10 protein-coding genes are annotated in these 17,196 nt (G+C 55.5%); 5 read left to right on the top strand and 5 right to left on the bottom strand.

Annotation, left to right across the window (positions count from 1 at the left end):
• Positions 1-83 precede the first annotated feature (83 nt).
• The 4 genes from J1C54_RS01525 to J1C54_RS01540 are packed head-to-tail and all read left to right on the top strand — an operon-like array spanning position 84 to position 6,056.
• Complete coding sequence (locus J1C54_RS01525) at positions 84-1,127, top strand: efflux RND transporter periplasmic adaptor subunit (RefSeq protein ID WP_229144064.1); 1,044 nt, start codon at positions 84-86, stop codon at positions 1,125-1,127.
• Positions 1,124-4,120: an efflux RND transporter permease subunit gene (locus J1C54_RS01530; protein ID WP_229144065.1), complete on the top strand. Its 2,997-nt coding sequence runs from the start codon at positions 1,124-1,126 to the stop codon at positions 4,118-4,120. The genes J1C54_RS01525 and J1C54_RS01530 overlap by 4 nt, the downstream gene beginning before the upstream one ends.
• A 26-nt stretch (positions 4,121-4,146) precedes the next feature.
• Positions 4,147-4,956 carry an START domain-containing protein gene (locus J1C54_RS01535; protein ID WP_229144066.1) on the top strand — a complete coding sequence of 270 codons (810 nt, stop codon included), beginning with the start codon at positions 4,147-4,149 and terminating at the stop codon, positions 4,954-4,956.
• Between the two features lie 35 nt (positions 4,957-4,991).
• Positions 4,992-6,056 (top strand): sterol desaturase family protein, encoded by a 1,065-nt coding sequence (locus J1C54_RS01540; protein WP_229144067.1) that lies wholly within the window; start codon positions 4,992-4,994, stop codon positions 6,054-6,056.
• On the opposite strand, the gene mscK is transcribed toward J1C54_RS01540, so the two are convergent.
• Genes mscK through selD form a run of 3 tightly spaced genes read right to left on the bottom strand, consistent with a single transcriptional unit; the run spans position 6,057 to position 12,226 of the window.
• Complete coding sequence (gene mscK / locus J1C54_RS01545) at positions 6,057-9,341, bottom strand: mechanosensitive channel MscK (protein ID WP_229144068.1); 3,285 nt, start codon at positions 9,339-9,341, stop codon at positions 6,057-6,059. It lies immediately after the preceding gene.
• Between the two features lie 48 nt (positions 9,342-9,389).
• Entirely contained in the window at positions 9,390-10,049 is a 660-nt protein-coding gene (locus tag J1C54_RS01550; protein WP_229144069.1) for a tRNA/rRNA methyltransferase, read from the bottom strand.
• Entirely contained in the window at positions 10,049-12,226 is a 2,178-nt protein-coding gene (gene selD, locus J1C54_RS01555; protein ID WP_229144070.1) for a selenide, water dikinase SelD, read from the bottom strand. Before selD ends, J1C54_RS01550 begins: the two co-directional genes overlap by 1 nt.
• A gap of 123 nt (positions 12,227-12,349) precedes the next feature.
• Between selD and J1C54_RS01560 the strand changes: the two genes are divergently transcribed.
• Positions 12,350-13,405, top strand: a complete 1,056-nt coding sequence (locus J1C54_RS01560) for a trans-acting enoyl reductase family protein (RefSeq protein WP_229144071.1) — start codon at positions 12,350-12,352, stop codon at positions 13,403-13,405.
• An 11-nt stretch (positions 13,406-13,416) separates the two neighbouring features.
• Here J1C54_RS01560 and J1C54_RS01565 read toward each other — a convergent pair whose 3' ends face one another.
• Positions 13,417-14,913 carry a DUF3336 domain-containing protein gene (locus tag J1C54_RS01565; protein ID WP_229144072.1) on the bottom strand — a complete coding sequence of 499 codons (1,497 nt, stop codon included), beginning with the start codon at positions 14,911-14,913 and terminating at the stop codon, positions 13,417-13,419.
• Between the two features lie 71 nt (positions 14,914-14,984).
• Complete coding sequence (locus J1C54_RS01570; protein ID WP_229144073.1) at positions 14,985-17,126, bottom strand: molybdopterin-dependent oxidoreductase; 2,142 nt, start codon at positions 17,124-17,126, stop codon at positions 14,985-14,987.
• Positions 17,127-17,196: the final 70 nt, after the last annotated feature.

Here is a 17,196-nt window from a genome sequence, read left to right on the forward strand (position 1 = left end):
AGGTTATTATTGACAAATTGTCAGCTACTGACAGACTGGCTGCCAATGTTTGTTGCTGTCCTGCTATTTGCTGGGAGAAATGTATGCGTTTTCTGGGTGGCGTCCTTGCAGCTGCACTGTTGGTGGGTTGTGCTGACGATGAGCAGCTTGTTGCGCCGGTAACCGTGCGTGTTGCTCCGGTGATGGCAGGGGAAGCGCAGGAGCCGTTGCGTTTTGCCGGGGTGGTGCGTTCTCGTCAGCGGGCCGAGCTGACCTTTCAAGTCAGCGGTACCTTGCAGGAGAGGTTGGTGGAGATCGGCGCTCCTGTGCAGGCTGGGGAGTTGCTTGCCAGACTACAGAATCCACAGTTAATACCGGCGCGCGATTCCGCCAGAGCGCGTTTGCGGGAAGCCGAAGCTCAGGCCCGTCAGGCAGAACAGGAATATCAGCGCGGCTTGCCGCTGAGAGCGCGCGGTGTGCTATCGGAACAGAATATCGAACAGTTGCTGGCGCGCCGTGATTCCCTGCGGGCGGCAGTCGATACTGCCCGAGCCGCCTTGGCGGAGGCTGAGCAGCTTGTTCGTGAGGGAGAGCTGCGCGCGCCGTTTAATGGCGTGGTGGAGGCGGTGCTGGCGGAGCCGGGTGAGTTTGTCGCCGCCGGTCAGCCGGCATTACGTATTTCTTCTCCTAAAGGCTTTGAGGTGGAAGTGCGTATTCCAGAGGCCCTGCGCGGCGGCATCGAGCCGGATATGACCTTGCCGGTATGGAGAGTGATGGATCGCGATAGTGCGCCTCTTGAGGGGGTGGTTACGGAAATTGGTCGTGGCTCGCGGCGCGGTGAGCTGTATCCGTTGGTAGTCAGTCTGGATGACGAAGGTCTGGTGCCGGGCGTGGCGGTGGAAGTGGGGGTGCTACGTCCATTAAGTGAAGCGCTCACTTTGCCGGTGTTGGCGGTGGTGCGTAGTGCGGATGGCACGGCCGTATTCCGGGTACGTGATGGTCGTGCGCAACGTTTGTCCATCAATGTATTGCAGTTGGCGGGCGAACAGGTGTTGGTGCGTGGTGATGATATCGCGGCCGGTGATCTGGTGGTTTACGCCGGCCTGTCAAGGTTGGTGGACGGTGACATGGTGGAGATCCTGCAGTGATCACTTTCCTGCTTGCCCGGCAACGTTTGCTGGGACTGGTGGTGGGCATGCTGACGTTGGTTGGTGTGGCGGCCTACTTCAACATGGCCCGTCAGGAAGATCCAAGTTTTCCCTATCGCGCCGGTCTGATTTCCGTGCAGTATCCTGGCGCCACCGCTGAGGCAGTGGAACGTTTGGTGTTGCGGCCGCTGGAAGAAGAGCTGCTGCAAGTGGAGGAGGTCGACTTTGTCAAAAGCACCGCCCGTAATGGTGTTGCTATTGTCAATGTGCTCCAGCATCAAGAGATCTATGCCACCACACCTGCGTGGGATCGAGTACGTCAGGCAATGCAGCGGGCCAGACTGAAGTTCCCCGACGGCGTTGGCCAGATGGCTCTGGACGATCGTCTGATTGATACCCCGGTGGTGGTTTTGGCCTTGCGTGGCGCACCGTCCGCACTGGAGTTATCCAAAGCGGCGGAGCGCCTTAAAGATGCGCTAATGGGACTGCCATCGCTATCGCGCATCGATATTGAGGCTCAGGCAGATGAACAGATTACCCTGGCCATTGATGATGCGGCGTTGAGCCGTATCGGTTTGACGCCTCAACAGGTGGCGCAACTTGTCAGCGGTCGCAATCAGGTGATTCCCGGGGGCTTTGTGGTCGCGGGTGGCAAGCGTCTGGCAGTGCTGAGTAATAGTGAGTTTGTCAGCCTGGATGATCTGCGTCGCACTCAGGTTCCGTTGCCGGATGGCAGCTTTGTTCCGCTGGCGGCGATTGCGGATATCTGGCGCGGACCGCTGGAACCGGCCCAGTCCGAGGCCTGGTATGACGGCGAGCGTGTAGTGCTGCTAAGTATCTATGCCAGCCGAGGACAGGTTGATGCCATAGATTTCGGCGCCTCATTACGTGACCGTCTGGATGTGTTGGCGCCGCAGTTTGCTCCGCTGCAAATAGAAGAAATGTTTTTCCAGCCGGATCAGGTTGCGGCACGGCTACATGATCTGGAAGGCAGTTTGTTGATCAGTATGCTGATCATTGTCGCCGTGGTGTTTTATGGCATGGGTTTGCGCACCGGTTTGTTGGTGGCCACCATGCTGCCCGTGGTTGCATTGATCACACTGGGAATCTACAACCTTGGCGGCGGCATCCTCCATCAGGTGGCGGTGATTGGTTTGGTTATTTCCCTGGGTATCCTGATTGATAATGGCATTGTCATGGTGGAGAACATGCAGGTCCGGCTGGCCGAAGGCGCCAAGCCAGGCGCTGCGGTAGCCGGCGCGGTGCGCGAGCTGATCGGCCCGTTGGGAGCGTCCACTGCAACTACGCTGGCGGCGTTTACCCCATTGCTATTATCCAAGGGCGGCACCGGTGATTTCACCCGCGGCATTCCGGTGATGATCATGCTGGCGCTAACCGTCAGCTTCTTTCTTTCGGTAACTCTGGCACCCTTGCTTGCGGCCCGTTTTATCAAACCGGGCAGCAGTGAGCGCGGTGCCGCCTTGGGTAAGTTGGGAGATCGATTGGCGGCCATTGCCACCGGTAATCCGCGTCGTATTCTCAAGCTTGGCGGCTTGATGGTGTTGGTCAGCTTTTTGATGATTCCGTTTATGTCGGTGCAGTTCTTTCCCAACGCCGACCGGCCATTGGTGATCCTTGATCTGTTGCTGCCAGAAGGTACCGATCAGGTGGAAACCGCTCTGGTGGCCGAATCATTGGAGCGAGCAGTGCGCGAACGTGAAGATGTTGAGCATGTGCATCGCTTTATCGGTTTTAGTGGGCCAACCTTTTTCTACAACTTGTTGGTCAACCCGCAGGCTCCTAATCGCGCCCGTCTGGTGTTGCTGGCTGAGGATCTTCCGGCGACCCGTGAAGTGATGGCCTTTGCTCGCTTGCATGTGGCGCAGAACCTGCCTGAGGTGGTACTTGCGGCCAGTGTGCTTGGCCAGGGGCCGCCCCGAGATGCACCGGTGGAGGTGCGGGTTTATCACCCGGATGACAGCCAGCGGCTGGTGGCTGCGGAGCATATATTCCGTATTTTGCGACAGGTTCCGGGTGCCGTGGATGTGCGACACACCATTGATCAGGGAACGCCGGCAGTGCGAGTGGAAGTGGATGATGCCGTGGCACAGCGTTCCGGTTTAACTCGTGCGGATGTGGCTCGTACCCTGTTTGGCCAAAGCTATGGCATGACCGCCGAGCAGTACCGACAGGAGCGGGATCCGATGCCTATCGTACTGCGCTCTGTTGAGGGCACCAGCTTGCCCTTGTCGCGCTTACTGTCGATCAACATCTATCCGCAGCAGGGCGAGCCGGTGCCGCTGATGCAGGTTGCCCGGGTGTATGCAGACTGGGAGCCCGCATCGGTCAATCGTCGCAACGGCGAGCGCATCTATACCATTTCCGCCAACTTGAAGGATGGCTATAGCTTTAGCCAGATTCTGGCCGGGCTGGAGAAGGTGCTGGCAGATGAACCCTTGCCGGCAGATACCCGAATTGAATACGGCGGAGACAGTCAGGGTAGTGGTGATGCCAATGAGGCACTGGCTACATCGGCCCCGATTGGTGTGTTGCTGCTGTTCTTTCTGGTGTGGCAGTTCAACTCTTACCGCCGCGTTGCCATTGTTCTACTGACCGTGCCGATGGCGGCTGTGGGCATCATCCCCGGATTGGTGCTGTCTGGTTCCCCGTTCGGCTTTATGTCGTTGTTGGGGGTGGTGGCATTGGTGGGTATTGTGGTGAATAACGCTATTGTCCTGATTGACGTGATCGACCAGCAGCTGGCAGCGGGAAACAATAATCGCGATGCTGTTTACTATGCCGTTGCTCGCAGGACCCGCCCCATTCTGTTGACCACTGGAACCACGGTGGCAGGATTGTTGCCGCTGGCCTTTACAAGTTCCACCTTGTGGCCACCCATGGCCTGGGCGATTATCTCAGGGCTACTGGCTTCAACGGTGCTGACTTTACTGCTGGTGCCAGCGCTGTGCCTGCTATGGCTGAAACGTAGTTAAAAAAGAATAATTTCGGGAGACTGGCGATGTACCGAAAGATCCGCGCTACATGTTTGCTGGCAAGCATGCTGCTGACCTCGTGTCTGGTTTGGGCAGATCAGCCTGAAACTGGTGATCGCCCGGAGCCGGAATGGAAGCTGGTCACGGATAAACATGGAGTGCAGGTCTATTGGTTAAACCATGAAGAGTCACGCCTTAAAACTTTTCGTGGGGTGACCAGAATCACCGAGACCGACGAGTACTCTATCGCGGCCATATTTGATGACTACGAAGCCTTTCCTCGCTGGCTACATTTCTCGGATCAAGTGGTTGAGGTTGGTCGAGACAGCCCGGTACATCGTTACATGCGAATTACCACTCATCTGCCTTGGCCGTTGAAGAATCGAGACGCAGTAGTCGAGGCCCGCATGGTGCAGGTCCTTACCGAAGAAGAAGAGTCATTCATCATTCATGTAACCAATCAGCCGACTATGCTGCCGGAGGATGAGGATTATATTCGCGTGCCAGAAATGGAGGCCGTGCTGAAACTGTCTCGTCTAGGAAATGATGAAGTAGAGGTGATGTTTCAGGTGGTCTCGGATCCCGGTGGCTATGTTCCAGCCTGGGCAATTAACCTGCTGGCCAGAGATATCCCCTTGTTTACTCTGCAAAAGTTGGCGCGAATGATGCGTCGAGATGAATATCGGCATCAGTATCTTGATTATGTGGAAGTCCGTGGCCCGGGGCGTCCTGTCGAACTGGCGCCAGCCCGTAGTTATATTTATGGCTATCCTCCTGCTTTACCGTTTCCGGAAGGCATTCCACTTGATCAGGTAAACCCGCCACTGCGCCCCTGATCAAGCAGATCAATCGAATAAGCTTGGGAGTTGTAATGCAAAACGTTCTGTTGGCTTACGCCACCCCGTTTTTCTTTGCACTGATACTTGCTGAAGCATGGTGGGCAAGACGTAAGGGAAAAGAATTTTTCGAATTTTCTGACAGCTTGACATCAATTGGTTGCGGAGTCTTTACGGTAACTATTGAGCTATTTGCCAAAACTTTTCTGCTAGGTCTTTTTATTGTTGTCGAGCAGCGCTTTGCTGTTTGGCATTGGCCAGTGGATAGCTGGCTAACCTGGTTAGTATTTTTTATCCTGCTGGATTTCGTATACTACTGGGCACATCGTTGGTCTCATGAAATCAACTTTTTCTGGGGTGGTCATGTGCCCCATCATCAAAGTGAACATTACAATCTGACTACTGCCCTGCGGCAGGGCGCTTGGCAGGACATAAGTCATTGGCCGTTGTACCTGGTGCTGGCGTTAGCGGGCTGCCCGGCGTCCGTATTCATCATTCTTCTTACGGTCAGTAAGCTGTATCAATTCTGGATACATACAAGACTGATTGACAAGATACCTTTGATCGAAGGGATCTTTAATACTCCCTCTGCGCACCGAGTACATCACGGCATCAATGATCCGTATATCGATAGGAATCATGGCGGGACGCTGATGATCTGGGATCGTATATTTGGCACCTATGTAAAAGAAGGCGAGCCGGTAGTTTTTGGTGTGCGTAAGGCATTCCACTCTCGTAACCCACTGACAGCCCATGTGGACTGGCTGGTAACATTATGGCGGGATGCGTCACTTTCATATCGTTGGCAGGATCGTTTCACTATCTGGTTTCGCCGTACTGGCTGGCGACCAGAAGGGGCAAAACGGCGTGATTTTCGCCCGCCGTTCTCGCTAGAAAAGTTTCGTCTGTATGCGCCCGTGCTAGATGCGGCACAGAAGCGTACCGGCTTTGTCTGGTTTATGCTGGCAATTGTAGCTAATAGCACCATGCTGCTGGGTTTTGGCCACATCGGCTGGGGTGCCCAGCTGCTGTTGGCGGCTCTGGTGACTGTGACGCTGTGGCGCATGGCGGTAGTATTTTCTGCCTCCTCCGTAAAATAATTATTTTTTTTCCGAGCTTATGCAGGTGCTGTCGCCCTGATTATTGATGAGGTGAACATCAAGCTGGTTAAAGGCGATTTCCAGTCCATGTTCCTTGCACAATGCATCCACGCGTCGGTTTAACTCATCCAAGCCTTTTAGGCGGTCCTCCAGTTCACGCACATGAACGCGCATCTCGTGATCCAGAGTGCTGGCGCCAAAGGCGATAAACAGTATCTGAGGTGCCGGATCTGGCATAACCCGGGGATTTTCCTTGGCGGCTTGCAGTAGTATGCGCCGTGCTTTTTCCAGGTCAGAGCCATAGGCAAAGCCAACCTTGATGGTAATACGAGTAACTGGATCGGTCAGTGTCCAGTTGACTAGCTGGTCGGTAACAAAGGTTTTGTTAGGAACGATTATTTCCTTACGATCAAAGTCAACAATGGTGGTAGCGCGAATGCGGATCTTGCTGACAGTGCCGGACAGCTCGCCAACGGTTATTGTGTCGCCGATTCGAATGGGGCGCTCAAATAGTATGATAAGACCGGAAACAAAGTTGGCGAAAATTTCTTGCAGGCCAAACCCTAGTCCAACACCGAGGGCGGCGATCAGCCACTGAAGCTTATTCCACTCAAAGCCAAGGGCTCCCAAAGTGCTGACTACCGCTACACTGAAAATAATATATTTGAGCAGAGTGGTGATGGTGTAACTGCTTCCGGTTGCTAGCGATAGTCTGGCAAATAGCAGTACTTCCAGTAGCCCAGACAGGTTGCGAATCAAAAGCACTGCCACAAGTATGATTGCCAGTGCGCTAGTAAGGTCTCCCAAGCTTGTGCGAGACACCTGCAGAGAGTCGCCACTACCACTGATGCTTTCCCATAGCACTACACTATCCATGTAGCCAAAAGTGCCGAGCAGATCAGACCAGACCAGATATAGGGCAGTGCCGAACAAGGCCAGCAGGCCAATGCGAATCAGACGTAGCGATTGCAGGTTGATGTCCTCTACTGCCAGCTCTGACTGCTCAATGGCCTCGCTGCTGTCAGTTGCTTCTTCATGTCCTCTGGCTTCCAGCCGAGCGTTACGTTTTGCCAGGGCGCGATTAAAGGCCAATCGACGGGCAGCAACGGATAATCCGCGTACCGCACTAGCCTGCAGTAACAGCCACAACAGCATCAGATAGAAGCTGTCGAGTAAGCGGCCGGCCACTTTCACTGACGTGTAGTAATAGCCAGCCATGGCCAGAGCCAGTAATGCCAGCGGTAAGGTGGCGAATGTATAAGCGATAGCTTGCTGCAGCAGCTGGCCACGCTGGGCAAATGGCCATGCCATGGCCAAGCGGTGTAGCAAAAAAGTCAGGCAAAGCATGGCGGCAATAAAGATCAACAGGCCTATGCGGTCCTCCGCCAGCCTTTCTGGCCAATGCTCGCCAACTGTTGTGGCCGGCAATAACAGCAGGATCACCATGCCGATGGCAAGAATCCTGCGACGCAATAGCGCTACGTTCTCAGCGGGCCAGTGAAAGTGGCGCTCACCGATGCCATCTTTTGCCAGTACTCTGAAGCACCAGGAGAATACCAGCCATACAACTGCGATGCGTAGCGCTGTCAAGCTAGCTATCTGTTGATAGCTCCCCTCATGCTGGTTGAAGACCAGCGCCAGCCCGGCAAGTGCCAGAGGTACAGGTAGGTCCAGCAACAGACCGTAAAATAGCGCTACGGGTGTGTGCTTTTGCGAGTCGCTGCGTACCCGGCCAATCTTACTATTAATCTGAATCAGGGATGTCTTGATTTTCGTTCGTCTGGTTATCAGAAGCAGTGCTATGAAAGCGAATGGGGTGAGCAACCAAAAGTTTCTGCCAAGGGTGTCAGTTAGATCACGTGCGATGGATGCGACCGGCAAACTACTGCCTTGCTTTAGAATTGCTGCGGGTAGTGAGCGAACCCAGTCCATGTCCAGGGCATGATTGCTTGGCATCCAGAAACTCTGTTCGCTGACGGTGTTGCGCAGGCTTCGATGAGTTGCTTCAAGTTGCTGTTGATTGAGGTGAATACTGATAGATAGGTTTAACTGCCGACTGATTTCATCGTCCAGCTGGCGTAGCAGGTCTGCACGGATTGCGCTGATGCTGTTTAGACCTGCAAGGGTTTCTTCGCTCGGTTGCTCATCTTTATCAGTCAGCAGGTTAGCAATATAGCCTTCAGTATCACGTAGCGCTTGCCGCTGCTCATGAATGCTGAACTGGCGCAAACGCAAGTCGGCAATACGCTGTTCAAGCCCCTGAACAAAGATCACCCGTTGCATGGATGCCTGTTGAGCATAGACTATTCTTGATAGCAGCATGCTGCCTTGCAGCATCTCTATCTGCTCATTCAGGCTGCGTAATGCCTGACGGGTACGATCCAGAGTGTTTTCAATGCGCACGTTGTCGCGGATAAGAGCGTTAGTGGACTCGGTCATGGCCATTAGTTCATCAGCCAGCTCGTTGTTCTCCTGCATGGCCTGATTGAGTATTGGCGAGGCGCTGAAGTGCTCGGGCAGTTGGCTTAGTGCATCTTGAATAAGCTGTTCGGTGCGGGTGCGGCGTTTGTAATTAATCTGTTCCTGAAGCAAGTTTAGCTGCAGTTCTGCGTCAGTAATTTGCTCTGTTAGTAGTTGTTGGCGTGCCTCGGCCAGCAGTCGTAACGAGTCGGTGCTCCATAGTTCGCGACGACTTAACTCCATTCGCTTGCTGGTCGCATCCAGCTCTAACTGCAGAGCGGCATGTTCTGCTTCAGACTGAGTGCTGTCGCGACTGCTACTATTGGCGATTTGCTGACGTAATACTTCGCTACGGTTAAGGTCCCGGGCCAGAATGGTCTGTGCCCGTTCTGGCAGGGTCTGAAAGTTGACTAATTCGCTGGATACACTGGCCAGAGCTTCCTGCTTATTTTCCAGATCAGTTAGTGTATCGGTGAGTTGGCGGATCAGTTCGCGAATTTCCAGTGTGACAAAGCGCTGCTGCAGAGCGGAGGCGTCGGCAGGTTGTCTACTATTTAATGTCTGTTCGACTTGGTTGCGTTCGCTACGTGCCTGACCGATTCGTTTTTCCAATGTTTCCAGACGCTGTTCGATGCGTGCTTTTTCATTAGCAAAACGAAGCGCTGATTCCAGCGCCTGCTTATCACGAGTCTGACTTTGGGTGAGAGTTTCCCGATTGCTCAATTCGCTCAGCTGCTTTTCGAGTGTCTTGACGTCGGGCGTGTTCGCCAGTGTCAATGAGGGTAGCAATAGCAGCAGGGCAATGAGGTGCTTGAGCAACGGCATCAGCAGATTCCAGGGAGTTGACGTATCATCCTGCAGTGTAGCGGAGACTTACAGTCGCTTCAGCAAGGTCATCAGCAAGCCCAGATCACGCTCATCGAAGCGTGCCAGGGCCTCATTGGCCCAGCGGCGCAAGTTCTCCTCGGAGCTCACCCCAAGCCGGGTAAGGGTATGGTTCATGGTCTCTCGGATATAGGGCAGGGCGTGGCTGTGGCTGCTTGTCACCGAAGTGGAGTCACGCAGGGAGGATAGCTCCCAAGCATAGAGCATCACTGCTTGAGCCAGATTAAGAGAGGGTTGTGGAACGGCGATTGGTATAGAGGTGGCGCTATCGCACAGCGCCAGTTCAGCGCCGGTCAGGCCGCTTGATTCACGGCCGAAGACAATTGCTGCGCGGGCAACGCTAGCGCCTTTGCCAGCAATAGCCTGACGGCATTCGCCGGGCGTCAGGTAGTCATCGTGGTCGAGGCGGCGGCGCGCAGTGCTGGCAATGCTGAAATCAACGTCGGCCAGAGCATCGGCGAGGGATGTGTAGTGTTGTGCCTGATCCAGCAACTCGGCGCTTTCATGAGCCACCCAGCGAGCCTCGCGTCTCAGATCACAGGAGTTGACCAGACGAAGGCTGGAAAACCCCATGGTCTTGAGGGCGCGGGCGGCAGCGCCTACATTTTCAGGCCGGGCTGGTTCCACCAGCACAAACACCAGTTCCATTAGTGCAGTTCCAGCCGCGCAGGGCCAGCTTCCACAACGGTGCCGATAAGCGTTGCTGGCAGCCCCTCGGCGCGCAACTGCAGCAGGCAGGCGTCTGCCTGGTCGGCTGGCACGGCAGCAAGCAGGCCACCACTGGTCTGTGGGTCTGTCAGCAGGGTTAGCACTGGGTGGTGCAGTAAGCGTGGCTGGATGTTGCATTCGGTCAGGGCACTATCGTTGGCGTGCTTGAGTGTGCTGCTGATGCCCTGTTCGGCGAGGCTGAGAGCGCCACCCAGCAGCGGTACCGTCTCACACTCCAGTACTGCGCTGCAGGATGAGGCTCGGCAAATTTCCTGCAGGTGGCCTAGCAGGCCGAATCCGGTGACATCAGTGCAGCTGCGCACACCGTAGTTAGCAAAGATCTGGGCTGCACTGGCGTTACTGATCAACATGCTCGTCAAGGTATCATCAAGGGCCGCAGCGCGACTTCGCAGCTGCATCATGGCAGCCAGAATAATGCCAGTTCCAACAGGCTTGGTGAGAATCAGTCTATCGCCGGGCTTGGCTCCGCCTTTGTGAAAAAGGCTTTCTTCCCGCGCACTGCCGTTGATTGCAAAGCCGGCAGCCAGTTGTGTCCCCTCCAGAGTGTGCCCGCCAAGCAGCGCGCAGCCGGCGAGGTTTAACTGCTCTACCGCGGCATACATCAGCCGCTTCAGGTCGCGGCCTTGCAGTACCTGATGATTAACTGGCAGGGTCACAGTGGCCAGTGCCGAATGTGGCGTGGCATTCATGGCATAAATGTCGCTCAGGCTATGCAGCACGGAGATGCGAGCGAACAGTGCTGGCTCATCAATAAAGGCTGGAAAGAAATCCTGACTCTGGACTAGTAACTGTCCGGCGGGCCAACGGATCACGCTGGCATCTTCGCGCGCTTCAATGCCGGCAATAATGTTGTCGCGGTTGATTGGCTGCAGGCTGCTTAATGCCTGTTGCAAGGCATCGCTGCCTACTTTGGCGCCACAACCGGCGCAGCGTGGTATTTCGTCCTGAGGTGGCGGTGCCGGCATCGGCATATCAGGCAGCTGTTCAAATTGCTGCATAAAGCTCCGGTCGATACGATCTTTCCAGCGCCAAACCCAGGGGCCCTGTACGGTGAACATACCGCGACTGCCTGCGGCATCACGATTGCCTGCGGCCAGCAGTGAGAGAAAGTGCTTCTGAGGCTTCCATTGCGTCAAAGGCTGGCCATCGACGGCACGGCGTAGATTCTTGACCAGCGAGGGAGCCTGACGTACTGCATAAACACCGGCACGGGGCAGGGGCTGATTGTCAATCATGGCGCAATCGCCGGTGGCAAATATGTTGGCTTGATTTATCGCCTGCAAGCTCTGATTGATGCGGACAAAATTCTTCCCGGTAAGGGCGAGGCCAGAGTCAGCTAGCCACTGTGCACCGATTGCCCCGGTGCACCAGAACAACAGATCGAAGGGTTGCTCGCCCGTCGCATGGAGTATGCCGTCATCTACCTGAGTGACGCGGGTGTTTTCGCGCACTTCGATGCCAGCAGTGGTTAGCCGGTGTTGCATCGCTTTACGCAGTTTTTCCGGATAACCATGCAGCAACCGGGAGCCACACAACAAGGTGATCTGTTTGCTCAGTCCGCGACGGGTTAGCGCCATGCCAATGGCCAGAGCCATCTCCGTGCCACCGGCACCACCACCGACTATTGAGATACGCACCGGACGATCCTGTGCCGGCCAATGATCCAGAGTGTCCTGCCAGCGCTGACGCAGACCTGCCACGGGCTTCACTGGAATCGCATACTGGCGCGCGCCCGGCACTTCATCCAATGCTGGTGTGCTGCCGATATCCAGGCTCAGCCAGTCATAGTCCAGCGTTGAGTCGTCATCCAGAGTTAGCTGGTTTATGGAGGTGTCCAGTGCCACCACGCGGGCTCGGATAAAACGTACCCCTGCCCACTGGCAGAGCCGGGGCAAGTCCACATGGCAGTCTTCAACTTGATAATGGCCGGCAATTAGCCCTGGCAGCATGCCCGAGTAGGGTGACAGAGAGTCCGGCGATATGAGGGTCAGGCGGGTATTTGGCAGGGGGTCCATTGCCAGCATACGCAGGGCTAGAGCATGGCTATGCCCCCCTCCGACCAGTACCAGATCCTGTTTGGCGGCAATTGGCTGCACGGTGGCTCCCTGAAGGAAAGCCTCATGATAACAGTGCCCAGGGTAAATTGTTTGCTCTCAGGGGTACCTCTTCGGCCGCCGCAGCGTTACAGTGCGGGCGTTCTGCCACCACGGAGTAGATCCATGCAATGGATGATTTATGGCGCCAACGGCTATACCGGTGAACTGATTGCTCGGGAAGCGGTGCGTCTTGGGATGCAGCCGATTCTTGCTGGTCGCAGCCGCGATAAGCTGCAACCACTGGCTTCCGAGCTTGATCTGGAAACCCGGGCCTTTAGCCTGAATGATAAGGACGCAATGCAGGTAGCTCTGCATGGCGTCAAGCTGGTGCTGCACTGCGCCGGGCCGTTCTCTGCCACTAGCGCGCCAATGATTGAAGGCTGTCTGGAGACCGGAGCGCATTATCTGGATATCAGCGGTGAAGCGCCGGTGTTTGAACACACTCATGCCGCAGAGCAGGCAAGCCGTGCCAAGGAAAAAGGTGTGGTGTTGTGCTCTGGTGTCGGCTTTGATGTGATTCCCACCGATTGTGTGGCGCTGAAATTAAAACAGCTGCTGCCCGATGCGACTCATTTGTCTCTTGGCTTTGACACCAGCTCTGGTCTGTCGCCAGGCACTAGCAAGACGGCCATTGAAGGCCTTGGTCTTGGCAACCTGGAGCGTATCGACGGCAAACTGGTGCATACAGCCATGGGCAAAAAGCACCGGGAAATCGACTTCGGTCGGGGCAAGCGCTACGCCATGGCCATTCCATGGGGCGATGTGTCCACTGCCTACTACACCACCGGTATTCCGAATATCACCACCTGGTTCCCGATGCCCAAGTCCATGGTCATTGGTGCGCAGATGATGAATTTGGTGCGACCGCTGATGGGCGCCAGTTGGGTTCAGGCTTTGCTGAAAAGTTTGGCCGGCAAGTACGTCAAAGGCCCGGATGAAAAAGCGCGCGAAAAATTGCCTACCTATGTTTGGGGTGAGGCGCGGAATGCTGCCGGGGATGTGAAAACCGTGCGTATCAAGACCGCTAATGGCTACAAGCTGACGGTGGATGGTGCGTTGGTAATTGCCGTCTGGCTGATGAATAACGAGCAAAGCGGTGGCAGCTACACGCCCGCCATGCTGCTCGGTGCTGAGCTGGTCGAGAAGCTGCCAGAGTCGGATAAGTTCCAGGTCGATTGATCCGGTAGGCGTTAGCTTGCCTGGGTCATATGGCGTCGTCCTTTTCCCGGCAGCATGCCCACTTGGGCAGCATCCAGCTGCTCAAGAATGCCATCCAGAGTCCGGGCGATCAGGGTGGCATTACGCACCTGAGCCAGCTTGGGCCAGGTGGCGCGCTTGCCTGCATGAATTAGCGCACGGATCTCGTCGTCATCACGATAGTCGAACAGCACATTGATCCAACGGAAGCTGTCCTTGGGCAGAATAATGTTGATATCGCCGGTGTATTCCTGATCCAGCAACGAGTGCGCCATCATGATCAGCGGACTGGCAAAAGACGCGCCATAGCGGGAGCCAATACGTTCGCCGGTCAACAGTCCATCTTTAACCAGGTTCATAGTCAGGCCGCTGGCGATATCGCGCAGGCGTTTGCCACGCAGACTCTTGGTGTCGGTAACAAAAGGCACTGCCAATGGATTGATCAGACTGACCAGATAGTGATTGACGCCAAACAGGCGGGCCAATCGCTTGGCGGGAAGATCATCAGCAAAGGAACCATCCACCCATTTGCGTGATGGCAGATAGGGCTTTGGCTTGCCATCGATTCCTTTGGCATACAGCGTTACCGGAGGAACGATACCGGGCACACTGCTGGAGGCATCCACCGCCGAACGGATATACACATTAGGTGAGGTAATCGCATTCATCAGTCGTGCTGCTTGATGACGTTCCGCCGGGGCAATGGAAATATTGATATAGCGGCCGGTGTGCTCGTAGGCTTCCTGAAAAGTCATGTCACTGCAGAAGCTGTCGATGGCCCGTTCTTTTACTGATAGTGGTGTGGCTTCCGGCTCCAGTCCTGCCAGTACCCGGAACGGGTTAAGGTGGGTTGGCAAATCGTAGCGGAAGCGATCGAAATAACCTGCCTTCATCTCTGCATCGGTGAGCGCGCCGATTTGCGCACAAAGCCATGAGCCGGCGCTGGCGCCTGACAGCACATGGGGCAGCATGTCGTTGTCTACCAGCGTCTGCACTACACCATGATGGAAATAGATCAATCCTGCTCCGCCACTTAGCATCAGTGCGGAGCGACCATAGCAATGGCTGGCACGACGGAAAAAATCCACCTTTTCAGCGCGCGGTATTTCTGAATCACTGGCAGCGGCAATAAACTTCAGTGACTCCACCACCACATTCACATATTCATCAATTAACACCTTGGTGCCGGACAGGGCACGGTTATACAAAACTGCCTTGCCCATGCCGCACATATTGCCGTGAATGCCTTCATTCAATGCGTACAGCAGGTCCTGAGTGCGGCCAGCATCAAGCAAACCCCGCAGCAGGTCGTAGCGAGTGCGTAACTCTGCACTGCCATACAGGCTGCTGCGATCACGCTCACGCCACTCATCCAGTCGCAGCCGTTGGTCCGATTCCAGCGCAGCATTGAGCCATTCGGTATAGTTGGCGGCCTCGTGCAGGCGCCGGTGCAGGGTGCGGGTATGGGGTTTAAGCGGAGACAGGGCCATGACCAGTATTCCGGAAAAAAACGGGCAGGTCATTTAATAACACGCAGGCCGGGGCGATAACAGTTCACAGATTAGTGAGCTTTGTATTTTGCCGCTGACACATGCACCGGAATGCCGGTCATAAAAGCCTGGTTGCTCAGCTTTTCAAAGCTGCCGGGGCCCGTGGGTAGCAGCACGTTAACGTTGCTGCCCGGGAACTGCTTTGCGATTTTCAGACCATGGCTGCGCTGATTGCCCCAGCCATGGGTCATGGCCACCACGCCGGGGCGCAGACTGTCATCGGCGCGCACACGGGTCAGCAGTGAGCCCCAGCGGTTGTTCACTTCAATGGCCTCACCATTACTCAGGCCGCGGGTCTGAATATCATCCGGATGCATATGCAGGCCGTTGTCCTTCTGATGCTCCCGTTTCAATTCCGGCAGGTTGTGATACCAGCTGTTATGCATGTAGTTGGTGCGCAGAGTAATCAATTTCAGCTGATCTGCTGGTTCCTGTTGCAGCTCGTGGAAAATACCATGGGCCTGCTCAATGGCCTCGGCAAATAATGCCGGGCAGCAATCCACTTTCTTATCCGCTGTTTGCAACCAGTCGCTGTAAAAGCGTCCGCTGGGAATGGGCGGTAATACCACTGTCTGCTGTGGCGCTTGCTGCACCTGCTCCAGGGTCAGATCGGCATAGCCCAGCATGCGATTAATGCGTCCGAAAGGGTCCGGGTTTTCCTGCTCGCTGAATACCGAGTGCAGCCCCATGGCCTGTTCCAGCTTGCCAAGAATCCACCATTCCTCCTTGCGCTCATGGGCCGCTGGTACCACCGCATCGGTGTACTGAACAAATGGCTCGGCCTGCATGCCAAGGCCACAGATATTCAGGTCACGACGTTCCAGCATGTCAGCACAGGGCAACAGATAGTCAGCCAGCTCACCGGTGGCATTGCGCACCAGATCAATCACCACCAGCAGCTCCAGATTTTCCAGGGCCTGACGAATACGTGCCTCGCCACCCATGGATAGCAGCGGGTTGCCGGCAAGAACGACTAGTGCGCGAATCGGATTTTTTGCATCCAGAATCATGTCCGGTAGTAAGTTGCCGGGCAGGGAGCCGCGAATCAGACGCAGCTCGCCAAACTCGCTGTTAAAGAAAACCTGATCCTTATCCAATGATCGCAACGCGCCAGCTTTCGCCGCCGGATAGAAGCCCAGCGAATACAGGTTGCCGCCCGGCTTATCCAGATTGCCGGTAACAAAACTAAGCATCTGCAGCAGCCAGTAACACAGAGTGCCCTGGCGGCCCATATTTACCCCGGTGGACATATGCGCGCAGGCGGATTCAGCGCTGGCAAAATCTATGGCGGTCTGGCGGATTTCAGTGGCATCAATGCCGACAATCGAGGCCACTGTGTCGGCATCGTAGGGCTGAATAAAGGCGCGTAATTGGTCGATATGCTTGCCGTGCTCGGCGATGACTTCCGCGTTGAATAAACCAGATTTATCGATCTCATGTAGTAGTGCTGCCATCAGATACAGATCTGTATCCGGTTTTATCTGCAGTACATCACCGGTGGCCGGGGTGGCAGATTCGATCCGACGCGGATTGATAAAACGAATGGTGGCGCCATTCTTTTTTGCCTGCCGCAGCTGTGCCATGGGGTTGGCGATGGAGACAAAGCTCATATGTGACACCTTCGGGTTCTCGCCGAAGATCAATGCATAGCGGGTGCGGGTCAGATCTGGTACCGGATGCAGGGTACTGGTGCCGAATACCGCTTCGGCGCCGGCAAACTTGTTCGAGCAATCCTGAGTGCCGGAGTTGAACACCCGGCGGGTTTGCAACTGGGTAAAAAAAGAAGTCATGGCTGCGCCGGCCAGCGCATTGAAGGCGGTGGGATTGCCGATATAGCCCGCCACCGCATCGCCGCCGTGCTGCGTGCCGATCTGCTGGATCTTTGCGGCAATGGCAGCAATCGATTCGTCCCAGCTTTGCTCAACAAACTCACCGGCTTGCTGTTTGGCATTGATCCGTACCATGGGCACGTTCAAGCGGTCCGGATCTTGATGAATGCCCTGATAGTTGATGCCTTTGTGACAGGCAAAGCCCTTGGTCACCGGGTGATCACGATCTGGCATCAGACGAATCAGGGTATCGTTCTCAACCTCGGCCACCAGGCCACAGGATGGCTCGCAGACACGGCAAAAGGTGGGTTTGAGTGTGGCCATATAGCCCCCGGCTTGTTGTTATGGATCGGCTGGACTCTGATCCTAGGCCGGGGGAGGGTGGGGCTCAATG

This window comes from Alcanivorax sp. 1008 (genome assembly GCF_020667895.1).
Taxonomy (GTDB): domain Bacteria; phylum Pseudomonadota; class Gammaproteobacteria; order Pseudomonadales; family Alcanivoracaceae; genus PGZG01.

What these genes read in the sequence shown, in the direction of transcription:
- J1C54_RS01525 (WP_229144064.1), top strand. Translation starts at nt 84, where the DNA reads ATGCGTTTTCTGGGTGGCGTCCTTGCAGCTGCACTGTTGGTGGGTTGT.
- J1C54_RS01535 (WP_229144066.1), top strand. Translation starts at nt 4,147, where the DNA reads ATGTACCGAAAGATCCGCGCTACATGTTTGCTGGCAAGCATGCTGCTG.
- J1C54_RS01540 (WP_229144067.1), top strand. Translation starts at nt 4,992, where the DNA reads ATGCAAAACGTTCTGTTGGCTTACGCCACCCCGTTTTTCTTTGCACTG.
- mscK (WP_229144068.1), bottom strand. Translation starts at nt 9,341, where the DNA reads ATGCCGTTGCTCAAGCACCTCATTGCCCTGCTGCTATTGCTACCCTCA.
- J1C54_RS01550 (WP_229144069.1), bottom strand. Translation starts at nt 10,049, where the DNA reads ATGGAACTGGTGTTTGTGCTGGTGGAACCAGCCCGGCCTGAAAATGTA.
- J1C54_RS01560 (WP_229144071.1), top strand. Translation starts at nt 12,350, where the DNA reads ATGCAATGGATGATTTATGGCGCCAACGGCTATACCGGTGAACTGATT.
- J1C54_RS01565 (WP_229144072.1), bottom strand. Translation starts at nt 14,913, where the DNA reads ATGGCCCTGTCTCCGCTTAAACCCCATACCCGCACCCTGCACCGGCGC.
- J1C54_RS01570 (WP_229144073.1), bottom strand. Translation starts at nt 17,126, where the DNA reads ATGGCCACACTCAAACCCACCTTTTGCCGTGTCTGCGAGCCATCCTGT.